At 58.1% G+C, this 18433-nt stretch carries 22 protein-coding genes; 11 read left to right on the forward strand and 11 right to left on the reverse strand.

Annotation, left to right across the window (positions count from 1 at the left end; genetic code table 11):
• The first annotated feature begins 15 nt into the window (after positions 1–15).
• From Tel_12545 to Tel_12565, 5 genes are all read left to right on the forward strand, one after another.
• Complete coding sequence (locus tag Tel_12545) at positions 16–798, forward strand: hypothetical protein (protein ID ALP53895.1); 783 nt, start codon at positions 16–18, stop codon at positions 796–798.
• A 167-nt stretch (positions 799–965) separates the two neighbouring features.
• Positions 966–1244, forward strand: a complete 279-nt coding sequence (locus Tel_12550) for a hypothetical protein (protein ID ALP53896.1) — start codon at positions 966–968, stop codon at positions 1242–1244.
• A 78-nt stretch (positions 1245–1322) separates the two neighbouring features.
• Positions 1323–1793 carry a carbohydrate-binding protein gene (locus tag Tel_12555; protein ID ALP53897.1) on the forward strand — a complete coding sequence of 157 codons (471 nt, stop codon included), beginning with the start codon at positions 1323–1325 and terminating at the stop codon, positions 1791–1793.
• 220 nt (positions 1794–2013) lie between these two features.
• On the forward strand, positions 2014–2805 hold the full coding sequence (locus Tel_12560; protein ALP53898.1) for a cysteine protease: 792 nt from the start codon (positions 2014–2016) through the stop codon (positions 2803–2805).
• A gap of 184 nt (positions 2806–2989) precedes the next feature.
• Positions 2990–3388 carry a hypothetical protein gene (locus Tel_12565; protein ALP53899.1) on the forward strand — a complete coding sequence of 133 codons (399 nt, stop codon included), beginning with the start codon at positions 2990–2992 and terminating at the stop codon, positions 3386–3388.
• An 18-nt stretch (positions 3389–3406) separates the two neighbouring features.
• Here Tel_12565 and Tel_12570 read toward each other — a convergent pair whose 3' ends face one another.
• Positions 3407–4258, reverse strand: a complete 852-nt coding sequence (locus tag Tel_12570) for a hypothetical protein (protein ID ALP53900.1) — start codon at positions 4256–4258, stop codon at positions 3407–3409.
• A gap of 139 nt (positions 4259–4397) precedes the next feature.
• Here Tel_12570 and Tel_12575 point away from each other — a divergent pair, with 139 nt between their 5' ends.
• Complete coding sequence (locus Tel_12575; protein ID ALP53901.1) at positions 4398–4712, forward strand: hypothetical protein; 315 nt, start codon at positions 4398–4400, stop codon at positions 4710–4712.
• 47 nt (positions 4713–4759) lie between these two features.
• Positions 4760–5800, forward strand: coding sequence for a cation transporter (locus Tel_12580; protein ALP53902.1), 1041 nt, complete (start codon positions 4760–4762; stop codon positions 5798–5800).
• Between the two features lie 314 nt (positions 5801–6114).
• Here Tel_12580 and Tel_12585 read toward each other — a convergent pair whose 3' ends face one another.
• Positions 6115–6465, reverse strand: a complete 351-nt coding sequence (locus Tel_12585; GenBank protein ID ALP53903.1) for a hypothetical protein — start codon at positions 6463–6465, stop codon at positions 6115–6117.
• Positions 6466–6602: 137 nt separating this feature from the next.
• On the opposite strand from Tel_12585, the gene Tel_12590 reads away from it, so the two are divergent.
• Positions 6603–7337 (forward strand): hypothetical protein, encoded by a 735-nt coding sequence (locus Tel_12590; protein ID ALP53904.1) that lies wholly within the window; start codon positions 6603–6605, stop codon positions 7335–7337.
• A 4-nt stretch (positions 7338–7341) separates the two neighbouring features.
• Positions 7342–7716, forward strand: a complete 375-nt coding sequence (locus Tel_12595) for a hypothetical protein (GenBank protein ALP53905.1) — start codon at positions 7342–7344, stop codon at positions 7714–7716.
• Positions 7717–7729: 13 nt separating this feature from the next.
• Here the strand turns inward: Tel_12595 and Tel_12600 are convergent, their stop codons facing one another.
• Positions 7730–8524: a hypothetical protein gene (locus Tel_12600; GenBank protein ALP53906.1), complete on the reverse strand. Its 795-nt coding sequence runs from the start codon at positions 8522–8524 to the stop codon at positions 7730–7732.
• A 163-nt stretch (positions 8525–8687) separates the two neighbouring features.
• Between Tel_12600 and Tel_12605 the strand changes: the two genes are divergently transcribed.
• Positions 8688–9092 (forward strand): hypothetical protein, encoded by a 405-nt coding sequence (locus Tel_12605; protein ID ALP53907.1) that lies wholly within the window; start codon positions 8688–8690, stop codon positions 9090–9092.
• A 13-nt stretch (positions 9093–9105) separates the two neighbouring features.
• On the opposite strand, the gene Tel_12610 is transcribed toward Tel_12605, so the two are convergent.
• Both Tel_12610 and Tel_12615 read right to left on the reverse strand, forming a co-directional pair.
• Entirely contained in the window at positions 9106–9429 is a 324-nt protein-coding gene (locus tag Tel_12610; protein ALP53908.1) for a hypothetical protein, read from the reverse strand.
• A 13-nt stretch (positions 9430–9442) separates the two neighbouring features.
• Entirely contained in the window at positions 9443–11374 is a 1932-nt protein-coding gene (locus tag Tel_12615; GenBank protein ID ALP53909.1) for a cell division protein FtsH, read from the reverse strand.
• Positions 11375–11586: 212 nt separating this feature from the next.
• Here Tel_12615 and Tel_12620 point away from each other — a divergent pair, with 212 nt between their 5' ends.
• Positions 11587–12336 (forward strand): hypothetical protein, encoded by a 750-nt coding sequence (locus Tel_12620; protein ID ALP53910.1) that lies wholly within the window; start codon positions 11587–11589, stop codon positions 12334–12336.
• Between the two features lie 38 nt (positions 12337–12374).
• On the opposite strand, the gene Tel_12625 is transcribed toward Tel_12620, so the two are convergent.
• The 6 genes from Tel_12625 to Tel_12650 all read right to left on the reverse strand — a co-directional run bounded on the left by Tel_12625 (position 12375) and on the right by Tel_12650 (position 17791).
• On the reverse strand, positions 12375–13733 hold the full coding sequence (locus tag Tel_12625; protein ALP53911.1) for a hypothetical protein: 1359 nt from the start codon (positions 13731–13733) through the stop codon (positions 12375–12377).
• A gap of 247 nt (positions 13734–13980) precedes the next feature.
• Entirely contained in the window at positions 13981–14409 is a 429-nt protein-coding gene (locus Tel_12630) for a hypothetical protein (GenBank protein ID ALP53912.1), read from the reverse strand.
• 25 nt (positions 14410–14434) lie between these two features.
• A complete protein-coding gene (locus Tel_12635; protein ID ALP53913.1) occupies positions 14435–14989 on the reverse strand; it encodes a hypothetical protein in 555 nt (184 codons plus the stop codon).
• Position 14990: 1 nt separating this feature from the next.
• The gene (locus Tel_12640) at positions 14991–15668 is read right to left on the reverse strand and encodes a hypothetical protein (GenBank protein ALP54865.1); all 678 of its coding nucleotides are present in this window, start codon (positions 15666–15668) and stop codon (positions 14991–14993) included.
• Positions 15669–15729: 61 nt separating this feature from the next.
• Positions 15730–16083 (reverse strand): hypothetical protein, encoded by a 354-nt coding sequence (locus Tel_12645; protein ID ALP53914.1) that lies wholly within the window; start codon positions 16081–16083, stop codon positions 15730–15732.
• Positions 16084–16210: 127 nt separating this feature from the next.
• Complete coding sequence (locus Tel_12650) at positions 16211–17791, reverse strand: hypothetical protein (GenBank protein ID ALP53915.1); 1581 nt, start codon at positions 17789–17791, stop codon at positions 16211–16213.
• Positions 17792–18433 lie beyond the last annotated feature (642 nt).

Consider the following 18433-nt stretch of genomic DNA (forward strand, 5'->3'; position numbering starts at 1 on the left):
CAAAAGGAAATCATTATGCCGGAACTCGCCGATGTGGAAGTCTTTCGCCAATACCTCAATGCCACGGCCCTGCACCAGGAGATCGCACATACCCACGTGGAGGGTGAACAGATCCTCGCCGGCACCTCCCCCCAGGGCCTGGGGCGGGCGCTTAAAAACAACCAGTTCGACGCCACCCGTCGCCACGGCAAGTATCTGTTTATCGAGCTGCATCATGGCGGCTGGTTGGTGATGCACTTCGGCATGACCGGTCGGCTAAGCTATTTTGACGGCGACCGCCAGACCCCGGAACATACCCAACTACTGCTGGACTTCAAAAACGGTCGGCGGCTGGCCTATGTGGCGCCGCGCAAGCTGGGACGCATCGAACTCACGCGCAACCCACCGACCTTCATCGCGGCCCATGAGTTGGGTCCGGATGCCCTGACGCCGAGCCTCGCCGACTTCAAACGACTGGCTGAGGGCCGGCGCGGCAGCGTCAAGGGTTGGCTCATGAACCAACAGGTCATGGCGGGCATCGGCAACGTCTATGCGGACGAAATCCTGTTCCAGGCCCGCATCCACCCCCGGCGCAAGGTGCAGGACCTGGACGCACGCGACCTGGACACCCTTTATAAAAAGATACATCAGGTCTTCGACGCTGCCATCGCCGCCAAGGTGGCGCCTGACGACATGCCCGACGACTTTTTGCTGCCCCACCGTAAAAAGGGCGGCAACTGCCCGGGGTGTCAAGGCAAGGTCAAGCAGATCGCCGTATCGGGGCGCAACGGCTGGTATTGCCCGCGTTGCCAAGAATAATAAACAGAGAATCCTGACCTGCCCTTAGGGCCGCCCCTGGATCCTCCCGAGACCCCGCATGCACCGCCGCCTCGGGCTTATTGAGTTTTTTCAATGACCCGGCCAGTCCTTCTTGCTGCAATACGATCATGGCAGTGAGTGGTGTCGGCAGCGACGGAGGAGCAGACATGTACGATGAAAATATGGAACAGCGCGCGCAGCGGATCCATGGATTACGCGCCAAGATCGAGCGCTTAAGGCAACAACAGGAACGGGTACCCAGTCACCTGCGCCACGCCTACAGTCACGAATTGCATCGCTTGCAGGAGATGCTGCTTGCGGCGGAACAGGCGCAACACGAGGCACTCGCCCGGCACCAACCGGGGCAGCTCGCCAAACAGTCGGATTACGACGACTTGGAACATGAGTTGGACACCGCCTTGGCCCGCTTTGGCGCGCCGGATTGAGGCGGCTGCGCCCCAAGCCATCCGCTTGAACCCTTTTCAGACCTCTACCTTTTCACACCTCTAAAAGAGGACGCCGATATGCGCAAACGAATGATCGAAACGGAACAGGCCGAGACACCGCCCAACTTGCAATGGCTGGACCTGGCCCAATTGGCCTCGGTGGAGATCACCTCGGAGGATAAGGCCCACCCCATCGAGGCGGCCTTACTGCCCGGCGAGGCGGGCGGCTGGCGCGCCGCGCGCCCCGGCCGTCAGACCATCCGGCTGCATTTCGACCCACCGCAGCGGCTGCAGCACGTCAGCCTGCTGTTTCAGGAGACACAGACGGTCCGCACCCAGGAATATGTGTTGCGCCTGTCCCCCGATGGCGGCAAAACCCAGCGGGAGATCGTCAGGCAGCAATGGAACTTCAGCCCCCAGGGATCGACCCGGGAGACGGAGCACCACACGCTGGACGCGCCCGCCGTGACCCTGCTGGAATTGATCATCATCCCCGATATTGGCGGAGGCAATGCCATCGCCTCACTGGAGGCGCTGAGGCTTGCCTAGCGCTGGCGCCGGCGGCGACAAGTTGCACGCGTTAGGAGCCGTAACCCCTGGCCCTCCCTGACCATGAGGCGCAACATGTCCGCCGCGCGTAACACCATGCCGCACCCCGGCACAAGCGATGGACGAGGACAGTGATCAGCATTCACAAGACCGCCATACAAATCAGTGTAGACTGGAAAGGAGATGGGTTGATGGCACTGTTTACACCGAGGATGGCACCATGTGGTTAGAGACAAGCTGTGATTTATCTTTCGATATCGATGTGCCGACCCCCTTTATGCTCATGCTGCGGCCGCGCAGCGGCGCGCAGCAGTGGATAGCACGCGAAGAGTATCAGCTGACGCCCAGTGTACCGGTCTTTGAATTTACCGATGACTACGGCAACTTATGTCAGCGCCTGGTCGCGCCACCCGGCCACTTCTCCATTCACACCGCCGCCCAGGTCATGACGGCGGACCAGGTGGACCAAGCGCCGGGGGCCCCTTTTGTCGAGGTTCAGAACCTGCCGGATGCGGTGCTGCGGTATTTGCTGCCCAGCCGTTACTGCGAGTCGGAGCGCTTCGGCCAGATGGCGACCGAGATCACGGCCGGACGACTGCCGGGATTCGATCAGGTGGCGGCCATCGAAACCTGGGTACGCGACAACATCCGCTACGAGGTGGAGACCAGCGACATCCCCATATCGGCCGTGGAGGTGAATATGCGCCAGGCCGGCGTATGTCGTGACCTGGCCCATATCGCCATCGCCATGTGCCGCAGCCTGAGCATCCCGACGCGCATGGGGGTGGGCTATCGCCACGCCTTAGACCCCATGGATCTGCACGCCTGGTTCGAGGCCTTCGTCGGCGGGCGCTGGTATAGCTTCGATGCCACCCAGGTGGATAACAAAGGTGGCTATGTGACACTGGGCTATGGCCGCGATGCGGCCGATGTGGCGGTTTACACCCAGTTCGGGCCGGCGGTCTATCCGACGAACCAACAGGTTCAGGTGCGGCGTATTCAGCCGGAATAGGCCTAAACCTAGCGCGCACTTCTTACCGGGCGCCTCCACGACATCACTCCGACGCCCTGTTGAAAAGCCTGTGTCGGCCGCTAACTTTAGCGTGGAAACCTTCTATTTTTGGCATCTCTCACTGCTGACCGTTTGATGTTTCCCGGCATGCCCGCCATACATTTGTCAATATCGGGAGGAAACAGTGGAAGGTATCAGCGACATTAAAATTATCGGCATCGATGAGCGCCGCCCGCCGCGCATAAGAAAAGCGCCTTATATCGACATCATATTCAAACTATCACCTCAGGCGCCCCCGGATTGGTGCAATGATTTCAATGCCATGCTCTCGAAACACCCGACCAGCCCCAAGATCAAGGAAAACGAGGGGGTGTACATCGAGGCCTGGGTGAGATCGCCTGATGAAATTGTCCCCTTGTTGGACACCTTGAAGATCAAGGTGGCCGAGTGTACCCGGGCCTATATCGAGCGAATCGAACAATCCGCCCGCGATGCCAACGATGACAGCCAGGCCTTGTCCCAGGAAGGGGGCGAGCAAGGCCGCCTGAATACCATCATCGCCGCATTGGATTTCGATACCTGAGCTCGCTCTAATGCGGCGTCAACAACCGCGCTCCAGTCCCGCGGCATCGTAGACACTGAAGAACTGACCGCAGCCCTTTGTCAGACCACGATCGTAGTAAAGTGCCTTGAGGGTGAAGTCGGCCGGCGGCCGGAGATAGCCGCCTTCCAGCAGGGTGTCATAGGACGCGCCGCCGAGCAGGCGATGCACCTGAGTCAGATAGAGTCGGTTGACCGCGCCGGCCTTAAGCAGGGTTTCCAGTACCCCCGGCCCCGCCACCGAATAGATACTGCAGAAGCCTTCGGCGGCCAATGCCGTCACCAACATTTCGCCGTCCACCCCCTTACCCTCGCCCACGCGCAGCACGCGTGCGCCGCAGGCCTCGATGTCCCGCACCCGACCGGCGTCGGCCTGGGCACCGGTGGCCACATACACCGGTCGATCCAGTTTTTCGCAGAGGGCCTGAATGGGCAGGTTCAAGCTGGCACTCAGAATTACCACCGCCGGCTGCGGGGCCATGCCCTGTTGTCGACGCCAGGCGCGCAGGTCGTCATAGGCCGGATCATCGCTCACCGGCAGGCTGTCCTGCGCCTTGCCGGCGGAAAGATCGCGCACATAGCGGGCACTGGACACCAGGATGTCGGCCTGGGCGGCCAGCTCCTGGTAAAGGCGCCAGTCACGCCGATTGGTGATGGCATCGGGAACACCGATCTCGCCAGTCTCCGGGTGGGCCACCGCGATGCGGCCATCCAGACTGGCGATGAAATTACTGTACACCAGGGGCCGCTGTTGCAACTCGCTGCGGTGTAGGGCGTGTTGCAGATAGAGTCCCTCTAGGGGCACCTCCGCCTCATAGCTGGGCGCCAGTCGGGTAACGGTGGGTGTGGTCAAGAGTGCGCTTCCATGTTGGACAATATCGCCATGGTCGTCTCTCCCCGCGGGGGTCGTCATTGATCTTTTTCAATGCCCCCTGTACTCAAGCCTGTAATAGTTACCCTAGACATTAGAAAAATGATCATAAGGAAACAATATGTTCGACTATTCTACCGGCATGATGATATGGATCGTGGTGCTCATCGCGGTGGTGCCCTATGTCCACCGCATTCGTCATCCCGACCAGAAGTTCTTGGCCGCCTATCTCATCTTTCTGTTCAGCTTCATCATCGCCTCCTCCGCGCTCTATGCCTTACTGGCCTGGTTGGTGGAGGCACTGAACTTGACGCGCCTGTTCGGCGACGTGATGACGACACTGACCTTTCTGATCTTGGTTTTTGTGCCGGCATTTTTGGTGGCGCGCTGGCTTACCCGCAAACCACCCTCGCAGCACAACACCGTGCCGCCCTGATCTGAGTCATCTTTCAGCAAGGGCGCGCGGAAGGCCGAACCTAGGAGATGAGTATCGCCGACTGGCCATTTTGGGCGGTAATCGGGCTGTTCATCCTGGCCACTTGCGTCATTGGCGTCGCCGGGGTACGCATGACCCGCCTGGCCGATCGACTCGCCGATGTCACCGGCCTTGGCGAGGCCATCTTCGGCGCCGTCTTCCTCGGTATCACCACCTCACTGTCGGGCAGCATCACCTCCATCGTCAGCGCCTATCAAGGCTATCCGGAACTGGCGGTCAGCAACTCCATCGGCGGCATCGCGGCCCAGACCGCCTTTTTGGCCTTGGCGGATATCACCTATCGCAACATCAACCTGGAACACGCCGCCGCTTCCGTCGAGAATCTGATGCAGGGCGGCTTGCTCATGCTCATGCTGGCCTTGCCGTTGACCGCCATGAGCATACCGTCCCTGACTGTGTGGCAGATCCATCCGCTGTCGCTGTTGCTGGTGGTGGTCTATATCTTCGGCCTGCGCCAGGTGTCTCAGGCACGCGCCGCTCCCCTGTGGCAACCCAAACACACCGCCGAGACCCGCGTAGACGTGCCCGAATCCGACGCCCAGGCCATCACCGGCGCAGCCGTCGTCACGCTGTGGTTGCGCTTTATCCTCCTGATGCTGATTGTGGGCGCGGCTGGCTATACCGTGGCCGAGACCGGCATGAGCATCAGCGATCGCAGCGGCCTGTCCCAGACCGTGGTCGGCGCCCTGTTCACGGCGGTGGCCACGTCCCTGCCGGAGCTGGTGACGGCACTGGCGGCAGTCCGGCAACGTGCCCTGACCCTGGCGGTGGGCAACATCATTGGCGGCAACAGTTTCGATGTCTTGTTCCTGGCCTTCGCCGACGTCAGCTATCGCGGCGGCTCGATCTACCACGCCATCAGTGATCGCCAACTCTTCGTCATCGCCATTGCCCAGGTGATGACCGCCGTGCTGGTGCTGGGTCTGTTGCGACGGGAAAAGCGCGGCATCGCCAATATCGGCTTCGAGAGCTTTCTGGTGCTGGTCATCTATCTGGTGGCCGTCGCCGTCCTATTCATGGCGCCGTAATCACGCCCCTTCCCGTTCCACATCGCAAAAAAAACGGATCCACGAATAGCAGGCCCGGCTCGGCATGATCATAGGTGGCACGCATAATCTTTTCCCACAGAGCACGGGCCGGCGTAGAAACGCGCTTCCCAATCCGAGCTATCATCTTCGATCCGGGCGGACTGCGGGCCACCCGGCGCCAGGTATCCTCAATGGTCTGGTCATGCAGCTGTGGTTGGATACGTCACGGATACTTGCTGCGCCAGATGTGTTCGGCGATGGGATCGTTCAGCGCGCCGTGGGACATAGCTGTGTGCATCGCTCCCTCCCCCCGCTCAGCAGCGCTGTTCGAGATAGTCTTTGAGCACCCGAGCATTACTGTGCTCTTCGTCGCGGGCGGCATAGACCAGGGTGACACGCCCTTGGTCGACCAACTTGCACAACTCGCCCACCTGGTCCCGTCGTTTCTCCAGCTCGTCGCGGTAACGCGCCTGAAACTGCGGCCAGCGCTCGAGGTCATGGCCATACCAACCACGCAACGCCTGCGTTGGCGCCAGGTCCTTGAACCAGTGGTCGATGGCGGCCTGCTGTTTGGACACGCCGCGCGGCCATAAGCGATCCACCAGCACCCGGGTGCCGTCGTGGGCCCCGGGTGGTTCATAGGCGCGTCTGAGCCAGATCTGCATTGCCCTTCCCCGTTGTATGAAGCTCACCCCTCAGCCTAGTCGGGGATCACATTTATGCATTGATTTTTTTCAACAACGCGGGGCCACGACGGGGGTATGCTGAATAAATCCATACACGACATCGCAGGAGCCAAATCATGCGCCCACCCCGCGACATTCCCCCAGCCGCCGAATGGTTGCCCAGCCCCAAGTGGATCCGCGCCTACGCCGGCGGACGCAAGATGGTGGACAGCCGCCGGGCCATGCTGTTGCGTCAGGACGGTCGCCCGGCCTTCTATTATTTTCCCGAGACCGACGTAGCCATGGACTGTCTCACCGCTGACAGCGAGGAAAACGGCACGCTGCGTTACCGGCATCAGAAGAAGGGGGCCGAATGCGCCTGGCAACTAATGGCGGGAGGCAAGCACCCGCCCGAGTTGAACGGCCACCTCACCTTGGACTGGTCTGCCATGGATGCCTGGTTCGAGGAGGACGAGGAGGTCTTTGTTCATGCGCGGGACCCGCGCGTGCGGGTGGATACCCTGCACAGCAGTCGCCATGTCCGCGTCGTGGTATTGGGGGAAACAGTGGCCGAGACCCACCACCCGGTACTGCTGTTCGAGACCGGCCTGCCAGTCCGCTACTACATTCCCAAGCTGGATGTGAACATGGCACTGCTGGAACCGAGCCCGCATGCGACGCGCTGTCCCTACAAGGGCGAAGCCGGTTATTACTCGGTGTGCGTGGATGGTCGGCGTGCCGAGAACATCGCCTGGTATTACCGCTATCCCACCGGCGAGGTCCATGACATCGCCACCCTGCTCGCCTTTTACGGCGAGCACGTCGATGCCATCTATGTCGATGGCGAGCCCATACAGCAGGAAGGAGCATAGGCCCATGCATATCGTCATGAACAGTGCGGAAGACCTGGACATCTCCGACTTTACTCAGCCCGGGATCAACATCGAATCCAATGATCCCGAGGCGCATTACAGCGCCCTGCAAATGTTCGCTACCTCCCTGGCCCTGTGCACCTATTCGGTGCTGGCCAGTTACGCCGAACAGATCGAGGTCAAGGCCGATAAGCTGGCGGTGCACATGCAGTGGCGCTATGCCGAACAGCCCTTTCGCATCGACCACATCGAGATGGAAATCGACTGGCCGGAGCTGCCCGAGTCGCGCCTTCAAGCGGCCCAGCGCGCCGCCGCCATGTGTACCCTACACAACACCCTGGCCCAGCCCCCGGACGTGATCACCCAGGTCAATCGTTAACAGACGGTCCGGCTCAAAGGCACAGTTTGCGACCCGGCTCCACCGACTGCAGCCAACGGCCGTAGAGCAGGTCAGCAACACGGTGCAGGCGCTGGAGCCGCCCTTGGATGTCAGAGAGAATGGCCTCGGGGCCCTGTACGATCTCCTCCCAATTGATGTCCAGCTTGGTATGAACAGTGGGGTTCTCCCGCGGCTGAGAAACCTCGGGGGCATATTCCGCCAGCCAACGTTTGATTATGGCGGCATCCACCTCCAGATGACCCTGCAGGGCCAGGGTCCGCCCCAAGACAAAGGCCTCATTGGCGTTCCACTGGCTGCGCAACAGACGGGTGGCATTGAGCGGCAGATCGAAGGCCTGCTCATGCCATTGGAACATCTCCAGCCAATCGGCCACGCCCTCCAGCCATTGGGCCGCCAGCGCCTCCTCACGCAGGGGCTGAATCTCAAACCAACCGATGCGCTTGACGGTATTGCGCATGACTCTGGCATCCAGGGCCGCGGCTATCAATTCGGCACCCAAGCCGTGGCCCAGCACCGGGATATCGGCCTCCACCGCGCGCTGAATCAGCTCGATCTCCTGCTGCATCCACGGCGCTCTGTGTGCCATTTCTTGGGGATGCAGATCATAGGGGCCGCCGAGGAGCACGAGACCGGCCAAGGACTCGCCCGCCGGCGGCAGGGGCGCGGCCGGCGAGACCGGGTGCAGCCGCAGGGAAAAACCCTGGCGCGCCGCCACCGCCTGGAAATAGCCCGGCGGATGCACAGGGCTGTGTTGCAACACATAGATAGGGGCGTCTGGCGAGGCCATAGAAACTCCTGTGTGATGGCGGCAGGTGCTGAATCATGTTGCGGACGCAACGCCGCGGCGGCATTGACATCCATCAATGAAGGTCTAAAAGGTAGTGTTACCGGGGCCGAATTGTCGCGCGCTGGCGAAACTACCCAGGCATGGGAGAGAAAGGGGCCGCAATATGAGTTATCAAGTCATCGAGCAAGGCCAATGGCGCGATTTCCTGGACGGGTTTATGCGCGAGCACCTGGGATGGCTGGTCACGGTAAAGTATTTGCGCACTGATCAGTTGTCCGACGATGAGGCTACGCAGGTGCCGGCCAGCATATTGGTACGGCACTATCCCCTGGAGGACATCCGGGAGTCGGAAAGGGAGAACGGCATGGACATCATGTTGACCGTGGGCAGCGGTCAGGATGAAAACTCCATATTGATCGAGAGCGTGCACCACCTCTACCTGCATAAGGCGGACAGTGCCGATAAGGGACTGCGCATCGACAGCACCGATGATACCACCACCCTGGTGGAGTTTCGCGCACCGATGCTCCCTGAAAACGTGGACGGCCTGGCAGAGGCGGAACGCTAGTGGAGGCTGCTGCTTAGGCGGGCCCCTGCTCATGCAGGGTGCTGGCCAAGCCATCGACCGCCGCCATGACATGTTCCAAGCTTCCCTCGACTATACTGCGGCCAGCGTGGTCGACGGCGCAAAATATGTCCTTGTCGCGGTCGCGGCGTATCGAGGCCAACAGTTGTTCCTTGGCGCCACCGCGATAGATCTCGAAGGCCACGTCCACCCCCTTTTCACGATTCCAATGCCAACGCGTGGCATAGCCACGTCCCACTAAATGACCGCCGAAGCTCTCCAGCTTGCGTTCGTCTTCCTTACCGATAAAGTCCTCCGGCAGCTTGATAATCTCGGTCATGGCTTATGACTCCTCAATGTTCACTCACCGACGTGTTGCGCCGCCGCCTTGAGCTATCTGTGTCAGCACTGTCTCTGTTTCGCAGCAGAACGTCAATCTCATGCGCATCCAGCGTCTCCCGCTCCAGCAGACGCTCGGCCAGCCTTTCGAGTTGCGGGCGGTGCTGTTCCAATAACTCTCTCGCCTGTGACTCTACCTTGCACAACAGGGTCTGCACTTCCTCGTCGATCAGTCGCGCGGTGTGCTCGCTGAAATCACGCTGCTGAGCCATCTCGCGGCCCAAAAAGACGTGTTCATCGCCACGGCGAAAGGCCACAGGCCCCAGCGTTTCACTCATGCCCCACTGGCTGACCATGCGGCGCGCCAGTTGCGTGACCTGCTTCAGATCCTGCTCGGCACCACTGCTGACTTCGCCCATGATGAGTTGTTCGGCCACCCGACCGCCGAGCATAACACCGATGCGGTCCAGCAAATAGCTGTGCTTGAGGTTATGGCGCTCCTCCTCCGGCAATTGCTCGGTGGCGCCCAAGGCATGACCGCGCGGGATGATGGTGACCTTGTCCAAGGGATCGGCCTGCGGCAAGAGATAGGCCATCAGGGCATGGCCCGATTCATGATAGGCGATGACCTCCTTTTCCTGATCGCCGATCATGCTCTCCCGTTCCGCGCCCAGCACGAGCTTGTCGCGGGCCTGGTCGAACCTTGCCATATTCACCTGATCACATCGATCACGTCCCGCCAGCAGGGCCGCCTCGTTGACCAGGTTTTCCAGCTCGGCTCCGGAAAAGCCTACGGTTTTGGCCGCCAATGACTCCAGGTCCACATCGTCAGCCAGAGGCACATCACGGCAATGGACCTCCAGGATGCGGCGCCGGGCATCACGCTGAGGCAGCTCCAGCGTCACCTTGCGGTCGAACCGTCCGGGGCGCAGCAGGGCCTGATCGAGCACATCCGGCCGATTCGTGGCCGCCAAGACCACGACCGCCTCATGCGGCTCGAAACCATCCATCTCGCCCAGGATTTGATTGAGGGTCTGCTCGCGTTCGTCATGACCGCCACCCAGGCCGGTACCGCGCGCACGCCCCACCGAATCGATCTCGTCGATGAAGATGATGGCCGGTGCCTCCTTGCGTGCACTTTGAAACATGTCCCTGACTCTGGATGCACCGACGCCGACAAACATTTCGATGAACTCCGAACCGCTGATGCTATAGAACGGCACCCCGGCCTCACCCGCCGCGGCCTTGGCCAGCAAGGTCTTGCCGGTACCTGGCGGCCCCATCATCAGAATCCCCTTGGGGATCTTGGCGCCCAGCCCGGTATAGCGCTGCGGCGCCTTGAGATATTCGATGATTTCGCGCAGATCGCGCTTGGCGTTTTCCAGTCCTGCCACATCGTCGAAGCTCACCCCGGTCATGGCACGGCGGAACCGCTTGGCCTTGGATTTTCCGAAGCCGAACATGCCACCCGCCTGGCCATTTTTTGCCATACGCTCCTGCATCTTGCGTACGCCAAGAAAGATGAGCAAGAAAATCAGCACCCAGGGCAACACGCCGACCAGCAGGGGCATCCACCAGGCGGGCTCTGTGCTTTTGGCCTGAATCTGCACCTCGTGCTGCTCGAGCAAAGACAAGAGTTCAGGATCATCCACCGGCGGCAGGGTGGTCATGAATTGCCTGTCCGCTTGCCGACCCTCCGCGCCCTCATCCTCTGCATAACGCCCGCGCAGCTGCTGGCCCTGAAACGTGACTTGCGCGATTTCATCGTTTTTCACCGCTTGCTTGAAGTCGGTGTAGGCGATCGCTTTTGCTTTTGGCCCGGCATCGAGATTAAGCCACAACAGCGCCACCAGGCCCGCCACGAACAGCCAGACCCAGACCGACATTCGACTACCCGGTGTCGGGTTGCGATCCGGGTACTCGGAATCGCGCCTCTCATCGCCCATCAATTCCCTCCGTCTGTGCATTGACGCCGCGCATTAAACGGCGTTCGCCCCATTTATATCAGGAGGGGACAGCCACGATATTGACAAATTTCAATGATTCCGCAACGCCCAATTGATTAATCTGAGACCCAGGTGCAATCCCATAAAATTTAGAATTGCACTGATAGAGTTCATACACCTTGCCAAGCGTGTCTTTCATCCATCCAGTTCAGGTGATCATCATGGCGCAGGAGATGCACAAGCAGCTCATCAAACAGATCGAGGCGGCCCTGGAGCAGGACGTCCGCTTCAACCCTTCCCAGTCACGCCTGCGTATTTGCGCCAATGACCGGGGCATTGTCCTGGCAGGTGAGGTAGACAACATCGCGGAGAAACGACTGGCGGCGAACTTGAGCCGCACACTGGCAGGCGATGAGGTGGACGTCGAGGATCGCTTATGTGTGGCCACCGAACAGGTCGCCGACGCCGAATTGGCACAGCACATCTGCCGCCAACTCGGCGCAGAACCGGTCTTCGCCCGCACGGCCATCAGCCGGGTCGGCCCCGGCGGGGTTGAACCCTGGCAACAGCCGCCGGACAGCGAAGGCAACATCGACGTTATCGTAGAAGACGGCGTCGTCACCCTGAGCGGGGTCACCGGCTCACTGAGCCATCGCCGCTTGGCCGAAGTGCTGTGTTGGTGGATCCCCGGCTGCCGCCGTGTCGACAACCGACTGGCCGTGGCCCCCGATCAACCCGATTCCGACAACCTGCTCACCGACGCAATCCGCATTGTGCTGGACAAGGATCCGCTGGTGGATGCCGGCCAGGTCCGCCTGGGCAGTGCCGCCGGCATCGTCGAATTGGACGGGTTGTTGCCCTGCGACGAAGCACGCCGCATGGTGGTTCGCGACACTTGGGCAGTGCCCGGCGTCTGGGATGTGGTCAATCGTCTTCAAACCGGCCCCTCGCCGACGGCGTGACAACGATCCTGACAAAGCGGGCACGCGTGACGCGCAGATTACATCCCGCCCACAAGCGAAAAGGCGATAGGCAGTCGAAACGATATCTGGACATCGGGGGCATCTTCGGTCAGGCCCGCCCCCAGGGCAATATTGAGATTACGAGTTTTACCGACACGATGAGACAAGCCCATTAACAGAGTCCCCACCTCAAGGCGATCCGAGCCGGGCAAGGTATCCCCGTTTTGCTTGGTGGCACCAACGGAATTGTGACTGTAGCCCAGGCTGAATGAGGCGCGCGGATTGATAGCGAAGGCCATGCCGAAGCTGATCCCCGTTGCATCGCCAGGTTCGATTCGCCCGATGGACGGATTGATTTCACGACCGATGTTACGCAAATAGCTGATGCTGCCGTAAAACACCGCCGGGTCTGAAGGCACGCTGATACTCAGCCCCGGTTGCACACTCACAAAGCCCGTGCCCGTCGGCAGGGTGGTCTGCAGACCGGTATCGGGATCGACCTCAGTTTCAAACGGATCGCTGCCGGAACGCGACTTCACGCGCAGGCTACCCACATAATAGGGCCCGCTCCCCCTGCCCCGGTTAAACATGTAGTTGAGTGTCATCTCAACATCCCCCAGGCCGCTGCCGTCGGCCTGCGTCAGCGTATCCTCCTCCGCCGCCACCGCCAACGGTCGAGTGACCGTGGTGTCGTCGCGACGCACGTAGGGAATCTTGATACCCACTTCCAAATGATTGGTGATGCCGTAGCGCAGCGCCAAGGCGGCCATCAGTGTATTTCGGTCCACCTCGCGCACATCGATGGCACCGATGGTAATGGCGGGGATGATAGTGAAGCCTTCCAGCGCCACGCGGGTCACGCTGGAGTAGGAATAATGCAAAGACGGTTCCACGATTAGGGTGCCCTTATGTGTCAGCACACCCTGACTCTCGATGACATCCACCGGTTGCAGGGGACGGTTGGGCCTGGGAGGTGGGGCCTGCCCCACCGGGCCCTGGTTATCCGGCTGGGAGGCGCTGCGCTGGTGACGGGGTTGCGACTGCGGCTGTGCGGCGGCGGGTGCACGGGGTTGCGCCTCTTCGTCATCGACCGGAGGCAGCGCCAAATCTTCCATCTGAACCTTCAGCCCTTCGATCTTACGACGCTGCTGCTCCAACAATTCTTTCTGCTGGCGAATCAAACGCGCCTGTTCCTCCATGGCATCCCGTTGATCGGTCAGCCGTTCGGCCTGTTCCTTGAGCGTACGCGCCAGCTCCTTTTCCTGTTGTTCAAGCTGTTTGCGTTTTCCCGTAAGTGCCTCGATCTCCTTCTTGATCTCACCCTGCTGCTGTTCGATGGACTCGACGCCGCCTTCACCGCCTTGTTGACCATAGACATTCCCGCCGGGGAGGACCATAACCAGAAATAACGAAACGCATACGCAAGCGAAGGACTTAATCAATGCTCATCCCCACATTATTATAGTAGTTATATTCCCTGGCGGTGGGCTACAGATCCTCGGTTTACTTAGACCTCACGCCCCTTATTCCGACCAGAGATTTATCAGCGCAATCTTGGCGCTAGCGCACAACTCACCACATGGGTCGCCCGTATCGGGCGCCGCACCCGGACAACACCTGGTGGCTGCAATCCGCATGCAGCGATCATTGCGCGCTGGCAAAACTTTGTTTATCGGACTCGCTTTCCAACGAGGCTCTGAGATCGTCGAGACGTCGATGCTGTTCAAGGTATCTTTCTTTTTGCCTGTCGAGCTGCTTTTCAGCTTCTTGAATGGCAATTCGCTGTGAGATCAACTTGTCTTCCTGCTCAGAAATCATTTGTGTCACTCTGTTTTCCAGGTCAAGCAGGGCGCGGCGCTGATCCATGAGCTTTTGCAAATCGCTTTCCAATCCCTGCTGCCGATCGACAATCTGAGTGCTGAGACTGGATATTTGTTGATTCAGGGACTGCAAGTCACTGGATGCGGGATTGTGCTCCCGGGGCGCGTCGCCTTCGGCGAGCACAGCATTTGCGCCGAGCGAAAACGCAACAGCGGAACACAAAACCATCAATTGTTTGACCTTCATAATCATTCTCCCGGTAATGCCTTATTTATTGCTAACGAATGGAGCTCAGCGAACGTGTAACTTCGAAATCCACCATCCTCCCCAAATCAGGAATCCTTAGATCCCTGAAATTCTTTACATCAATATCGAGACCGGTGATATGACCGATCTTCTGCCCATCAAGCGAATTTTGAATAATATTCAGCATTCCCGAGGCCTGCAGCGCGAACGCGCCCTGCCCGCCATTGATCTGCTGCATATAGGGCTCAAACTGCGGACCTACCTGTGCCGCCAATGCCTCGCGATTGATGTGAGAAAGGTTCATCGCAAAGGAGGACTGCAAGGTATCGTTGAGATATACCAAGCGCTCAATACCCACATCGATTTCCAGCCCGTTGGAGGTGACAAACCCACCTCTCAATGTATCCAGCGTGTCATCGGACAAAACAGCGTACTCATGCAGACCACCGCCTGGAAGATTTTCGGCGGCGCGCGCAAGTCCAGAACACATCATCGTAAACATCAATAGAACAATCGCGCAAACGCATGGAAATTTCACGTTATCCAGGGCAATGCATCCAGCAGCTTGTTGGGTGGCATTGTTCACGCTAAAACTCCAAATGACTTGTATAGGGCGCCAGCACGGTGGACAAACCATCACGGCTGATAATCGATTCAACCGGTGCCCTGGCAATGATTCCATAGCGATCTTGGATATGAAAATTGCGCTGCCCGACATTCTTATTGGTACGAATCAAAAACACGATCCCGTTCCACATGTCCTCAAACTCATCGCGCGCCAGGTAACGTGTCCCCTTGGCCGGGTCACCCACCAGCACATGAGTCTCGTCTACGCCCTTGATAACGATAAAGTGTTTATAGCCATCGTCATTGACCAGCACGATGGCCGGCACGCCGATCTTTTTCAGGGTTTCGAGCGGAAATCGAAAGCCATCTGACTCAAAACCTTCCGTCTCCAAAAACCGCTTGATATCCAGCAGGGAAAATCCGGCGCGCCGGATCAGTGCCTGATCGCCGGAGTTGTACATGAGGGTAAACGCTTCGGTTTCACTCACTGGATATTCATAGTGATAAGTCAGCAGCGTGGCCACGGCAGCGGAGCCGCAACTAAAATCGTGCCGCTGTCGAACAGTGGTCAAAAAACGCGCCTCAGAAAACGCCGTCACCTTGACCACCACATCCGCGGGGCCGGCATCAAACTGCATAAATGCAGCCGCAGCCGCTGCGGGCAGGCCAATCAAGGCAAAAAGCGCGTAGTGTAATATTTTTCGACAAACGAGCGGCGACGCGTCATCGCGACGGCCGTTCATCCTCGACGCAGCCCTGTTACTCACCCAGCTTGAGATTAACAATGGTCGCATTTTGGATAATCACATGATTACCGGAATTCTGTATCACAGTGGCAAAGCCGCTGCTATCTGAAAACGCCCCGTGACTGATGGCGTTATTGCCGCTGGTGCTGGATTGGATGAAATTGTTGTTCAGATTGGCATCCAAATCCATGTCATTCAGCTGCAAAAAGCCGCCCCCTCCCCCCTGTCCCCGAGTAGACTCCAGCTCGGTCAGAGGCACAGCAGTGGCATGGGACAAAGGTTCGGCCAGCGTTTCATCGGCTATCAAGTCCGCCGAGCCACTCAAACACATCAACACCAGCAACGAGACACCATAGGGTCCGCGCATTTCAACACCTCCTCAACAGCCAAACACGACAGCCGTCTCCACTTGTTTTGATGGTGCCGGCGGAGGGATCCCCTCCGCCGGCCACATCACAGCTTATCAAGTTTCAACCAACCGAAAACCAAAGTGGTTAGTTTGTGTTTCCGGCGCCGTTGACGTTTGCCTGAACGGTGAAGTTTTGCTGAATCAGGCTATTGTGACCGTTGTTTTGGGCCGACTGGTTGATGCCATTAGTATTGGCGAATGACCCATTATCAATGGTGTTGTTCACCCGATAGGTATAGTCACCGTTACCCATATCAACGCTGTTACCGCTCACCGTGGCTGACAATTCACTTTGCGCCAAGGCGACATCCAGATCGATATCTCCGATGTTTATGCTGTTGTCGGAGTTATTGCTGTTATCGTTCTGTGAATCAGCCATATTAGTGCTGTTGTCGCTGCTATCGCTGTTCTGCGAATCGGCCAGGTTAGTACTGTTGTTGCTGCTGTCTGAGTTGTCGCTATTGTTGCTGTTATCACTGTTATCGCTGTTGTCGTTCTGCGACTGAGCCAGGTTGGTGCTGTTGTTTGAGTTATCGCTGTTGTTGCTGTTATCACTATTGTTGCTGTTGTCGCTGTTATTGCTGCTGTCGCTGTTGTCGCTGTTGTCGTTCTGCGACTGAGCTAGGTTAGTACTGTTATTTGAGTTATCGCTGTTATTGGAATTGTCACTGTTGTTGCTGTTGTCGCTACTGTCACTATTGTCGTTTTGTGACTGCGCCAGATTGGTGCTGTTGTTTGAATTGTCGCTATTGTTGCTGTTGTCACTGCTATCGCTATTGTCGTTCTGTGACTGAGCTAGATTGGTACTGCTGTTTGAGTTATCGCTGTTGTTACTGTTGTCGGCGTTTTGGGAGTCGGCAACGCTGGTGCTGTTGTCACTGTTATTACTGTTATCGCTGTTGTTGGTGTTGTCGGTGTTCTGAGAATCCGCCAGACTGGTGCTGTTGTCACTGTTGTTGCTGTTGTCGGCGTTTTGGGAGTCGGCAACGTTGGTGCTGTTATCGCTGCTATTGCTGTTATCGCTGTTGTTGTTCTGCGAATCCGCCAGGCTGGTGCTATTGTCGCTGTTGTTACTGTTGTCGGCGTTTTGGGAGTCGGCAACGTTGGTGCTGTTGTCACTGCTATTGCTGTTATCGCTGTTGTTGCTGTTATCACTGTTATTGGTGTTGTCGGTATTCTGCGAATCCGCCAGGCTGGTGCTGTTGTCACTGTTGTTGCTGTTATCGGCGTTTTGAGAATCGGCGACGCTGGTGCTGTTGTCGCTGTTGTTGGTATTGTCGGTATTCTGCGAATCCGCCAGGCTGGTGCTGTTGTCACTGTTGTTGCTGTTATCGGCGTTTTGAGAATCGGCGACGCTGGTGCTGTTGTCGCTGTTGTTGGTATTGTCGGTATTCTGCGAATCCGCCAGGCTGGTGCTGTTGTCACTGTTGTTGCTGTTATCGGCGTTTTGAGAATCGGCGACGCTGGTGCTGTTGTCGCTGTTGTTGGTATTGTCGGTATTCTGCGAATCCGCCAGGCTGGTGCTGTTGTCACTGTTGTTGCTGTTATCGGCGTTTTGAGAATCGGCGACGCTGGTGCTGTTGTCGCTGTTGTTGGTGTTGTCGGTATTCTGCGAATCCGCCAGGCTGTTATCGCTATTATTGCTATTGTCGTTATTCGAATCCATTGCCGAGCTATCGGTTCCCACCGAGCTTGAATTCTCATTCGACGAAACGGCGCCGTTATCCGCCGTCGACTCGGCGATGGCGTTTGAACCGTCGCTGGTATTATTGGTCGGATTCGCCCAGGCTGAAGTGGACATTCCCAGTGCAAGCGCAATCGCAGTGGCTAAAAGGCTTTTATTCATCGTTTGGTTCCTCCATGTAATTATACTTAGAGTATTCTTATTATCACCAAACTCGGTTGTGTTCCGCCCAGGGCCGGTTCCGTTATTGTGACTGGCCCTGTTCAGCAAAGTATGGTGAAGACACACTCATCATAGGGATGCTGAGGATACTGCTCGAAACCCCGAGCCCCCATACCATTTTGTTATCTCGAACTACTGAACTGCTAGGAACTTCTAACTACGAACTGCTGAACTGCATAACTTCGACGAACGCAAAGTTTAGGCTGGCGACAAACCCCGCACATGCGCGAGTCCGTACCATTGATTGTCTATTTGCATTTTTTAGGCCAGAAAAAAATCTAACATCGAATCAGTATCTTGCTTTCGGCAGAGATTAGCAGCAACTAATAATTGTAAAAATACCCGACAATTTCAGTCATTCTGTGTGGCGATTGAGGCGCGCTCACAACACCTCAGGTCCGG

It is taken from the genome of Candidatus Tenderia electrophaga, from assembly GCA_001447805.1.
GTDB lineage: Bacteria > Pseudomonadota > Gammaproteobacteria > Tenderiales > Tenderiaceae > Tenderia > Tenderia electrophaga.

Coding starts and splice junctions, on each gene's coding strand:
- Tel_12580 (ALP53902.1), top strand. CDS start 4,760: ATGAGTATCGCCGACTGGCCATTTTGGGCGGTAATCGGGCTGTTCATC.
- Tel_12575 (ALP53901.1), top strand. CDS start 4,398: ATGTTCGACTATTCTACCGGCATGATGATATGGATCGTGGTGCTCATC.
- Tel_12560 (ALP53898.1), top strand. CDS start 2,014: ATGTGGTTAGAGACAAGCTGTGATTTATCTTTCGATATCGATGTGCCG.
- Tel_12555 (ALP53897.1), top strand. CDS start 1,323: ATGCGCAAACGAATGATCGAAACGGAACAGGCCGAGACACCGCCCAAC.
- Tel_12610 (ALP53908.1), bottom strand. CDS start 9,429: ATGACCGAGATTATCAAGCTGCCGGAGGACTTTATCGGTAAGGAAGAC.
- Tel_12550 (ALP53896.1), top strand. CDS start 966: ATGTACGATGAAAATATGGAACAGCGCGCGCAGCGGATCCATGGATTA.
- Tel_12630 (ALP53912.1), bottom strand. CDS start 14,409: ATGATTATGAAGGTCAAACAATTGATGGTTTTGTGTTCCGCTGTTGCG.
- Tel_12650 (ALP53915.1), bottom strand. CDS start 17,791: ATGGATTCGAATAACGACAATAGCAATAATAGCGATAACAGCCTGGCG.
- Tel_12545 (ALP53895.1), top strand. CDS start 16: ATGCCGGAACTCGCCGATGTGGAAGTCTTTCGCCAATACCTCAATGCC.
- Tel_12605 (ALP53907.1), top strand. CDS start 8,688: ATGAGTTATCAAGTCATCGAGCAAGGCCAATGGCGCGATTTCCTGGAC.
- Tel_12595 (ALP53905.1), top strand. CDS start 7,342: ATGCATATCGTCATGAACAGTGCGGAAGACCTGGACATCTCCGACTTT.
- Tel_12590 (ALP53904.1), top strand. CDS start 6,603: ATGCGCCCACCCCGCGACATTCCCCCAGCCGCCGAATGGTTGCCCAGC.
- Tel_12645 (ALP53914.1), bottom strand. CDS start 16,083: ATGCGCGGACCCTATGGTGTCTCGTTGCTGGTGTTGATGTGTTTGAGT.
- Tel_12600 (ALP53906.1), bottom strand. CDS start 8,524: ATGGCCTCGCCAGACGCCCCTATCTATGTGTTGCAACACAGCCCTGTG.
- Tel_12615 (ALP53909.1), bottom strand. CDS start 11,374: ATGGGCGATGAGAGGCGCGATTCCGAGTACCCGGATCGCAACCCGACA.
- Tel_12585 (ALP53903.1), bottom strand. CDS start 6,465: ATGCAGATCTGGCTCAGACGCGCCTATGAACCACCCGGGGCCCACGAC.
- Tel_12625 (ALP53911.1), bottom strand. CDS start 13,733: ATGGTCCTCCCCGGCGGGAATGTCTATGGTCAACAAGGCGGTGAAGGC.